Annotated in this window: 3 protein-coding genes; 1 reads left to right on the top strand and 2 read right to left on the bottom strand. The window is 65.4% G+C overall.

The annotated features are described in order from the left end of the window. Positions 1–56 precede the first annotated feature (56 nt). Both KDH09_18905 and KDH09_18900 read right to left on the bottom strand, forming a co-directional pair. Positions 57–1,625: a sodium:solute symporter family protein gene (locus KDH09_18905; protein MCB0221774.1), complete on the bottom strand. Its 1,569-nt coding sequence runs from the start codon at positions 1,623–1,625 to the stop codon at positions 57–59. Further along, positions 1,622–1,861 (bottom strand): hypothetical protein, encoded by a 240-nt coding sequence (locus KDH09_18900; protein ID MCB0221773.1) that lies wholly within the window; start codon positions 1,859–1,861, stop codon positions 1,622–1,624. Before KDH09_18900 ends, KDH09_18905 begins: the two co-directional genes overlap by 4 nt. A 157-nt stretch (positions 1,862–2,018) precedes the next feature. On the opposite strand from KDH09_18900, the gene KDH09_18895 reads away from it, so the two are divergent. Further along, the coding region (locus KDH09_18895; protein ID MCB0221772.1) for an inorganic diphosphatase at positions 2,019–2,273 on the top strand (255 nt) is incomplete at its 3' end.

The following is a 2,273-nucleotide window of genomic DNA, read 5'->3' as shown; positions in this document are numbered from 1 at the left end:
CTATCAGACCAATCCTACCGCGCCGAAGGCAGGCGGGCAACGCGGGAAAGTCCGGATCAGGCGGCGGCCAAATCCTCTCTCGCGCGCATCCGGGAAATGCGCGAACCGATGGCGCACACCATGAGGTTGGCGCCGAGGCCCCAGACGCCCACCTGCACCCCCAGCAGGGTGCGCATGCTCTCCAGGTTCTTCGGAACCTCGTGGGTCGGGAAGTAAAGCAGATAGGACCCCGTGTCCGTGTTGTGCCAGGTCAGCCAGCCCAACAGGGTGATTGCCGCCCCCACCAGCATGGCGCGGAAGGCCCACTGGCCCGAGAGATGCCGCCCGCGCACGCCGAACCAGATGGCCGGCGCGGTCTGCATGAGGACTTCGAGCTTGATGCTCAGGATCTGCCAGATGCGGTGCCCGTTGGCGACCGACCAGATGGAGACCGCCGCAATACTTGCGACGACTACCCACGAGGTGATCTTCGAACAACGCAGATAGAAGTGGGGGCTTCTTCCGGGCAGGAAGTAGCGCTCGAGCCAGTCGCGGTTGACGATGCTCGAAGTGGTGAGCAGCGCGCTGTCGGCGGTGCTCATCATGGCCGAGACCGCGCCCGCCAGCACGACCAGCGCGATGACCGATCCGAGCGGCGTGCCGGCGATGTGGTCGAGGATGAGCGGCATGGCCTCGTCGCTGCCGAGCACCTTCGCCCCGGCCAGGGCCTGCGCGTAGATGCCGATCAGGAAAAGCGGCAGCGTCGTGATGAGCGGCATGAAGACCATGATGGCCATGGACCGGCGCAGCACCTTTGCCGAGCGCGCGGCATAGATGCGCTGGATGGCATGGGGATAACATGCCGCTCCGGCGGCAAAGAGCACGATGCTCCCGACCCAGGCCCCCAGGTCCCTCCCCCGCGGCGGGCTCACCTTGTCCGGCCAGAGCTCGCGAAAGCGCGAGAGCGCGCCCGACATGCCGCCACCGGTGTTCTCCAGCAGGATGAACAGCCCCATGGCTCCGACCAGGAGCATCGCGCCCTGGAGCATGTCGGTCCACGCCACCGCGCGCATCCCGCCGAAGGTTTCGTACAGGACCATGAGCAGCGCCAGGCTCACGATGCCCCACGCCGGATGCAGCGGCATTCCGTCGGAGCTCTGTCCCATCACCATGGTGATCTTGCCGATGGCGACAAGCTGCGAGAGAACGAAGTTGAGCAGCGCGAAAATCATCAGCCCGCTGGCCAGAAGATGCAGGCCCTTGTGCTCATAGCGATGCAAAAGAAAGTCAGCGGGAGTACGGTAACGGTGAACGCGCGAGAGTTTGAACAGCCGGCCCGCGTAGAGCAGGTAACCCACGATCACGCTCTGCATGAAGAGCACGCTGCCGATAAACTCGTATCCATCGCGTGCGGCTTTTCCCGAAAACCCCACGAAGGAGTTGCCCGAGTACTGGCTCGCATAGAGCGTGCCGAGCAGCACGAAGAGCGGGAGGCTTCGGCCGCCCAGTTCGTGCTCGTCGCGCGGGTCCTCTCCCGCGCCCGCCGCGCGCGAGCGCTGCGTCGCAAGGAGCGCCACGCCCACCAGAACGGCCAGGTAGATGCCGGTAAAGACCAGGACGACGGTGCCGCTCAGCAGCTCCTTCACGGCGCAGAATCCTCCGACTCGTCTTCATCGTGCCAGAGCAGCTCGTAGACCCAGGCCGTGAACCCCGCGAGCACGGTGAAGCCGGCCACCATGACGAGCCCCCAGAAGGGAAAACCCCACACCGTGGGCTCCACCCAGCCAGAGGGAACCCACCAGGGCGTGCAGAAGAGCAGAATCGCGCCGAGCACGACCCACACCCATTTGGGGAAGGCGTCTTTGTGGGAATCACTGTTCATGTGCCGGGCAGTATAGGGGCTCAAATACCCGGGGCGAAGGCCCTTGTCTTTTTGCCCTGCTTGCCTAGAATCGCGCCGCCGGCCGGACGCGCAGCGCCCTGCCGAGCCACCCTCCCCCGCGGCGCGGCGCCCGCGCCCCCAACCCGAGGAAATCACCATGAACCTGACCGAGCTGCCTGCAGGACCGCAGGCCCCTGAACACATTCACGTTGTCATCGAAATTCCGCGCGGCGGCCGCGTCAAGTACGAGTACGACCCCGAGCTCCAGATCTTTCGCGTGGACCGCGTTCTCTCGTCGGCGATGCAGTACCCGGCCGCCTACGGCTTTCTGCCCTCGTCGCTGGCCGACGACGGCGACGCCCTGGATGTGTTCGTGATGATCAGCGAGCCCACGGTAACCGGCTGCCTGATT

This window comes from Chrysiogenia bacterium (assembly GCA_020434085.1).
In the GTDB taxonomy this organism is placed as follows: domain Bacteria; phylum JAGRBM01; class JAGRBM01; order JAGRBM01; family JAGRBM01; genus JAGRBM01.
This window is presented reverse-complemented; position numbering and strand designations above follow the sequence as displayed.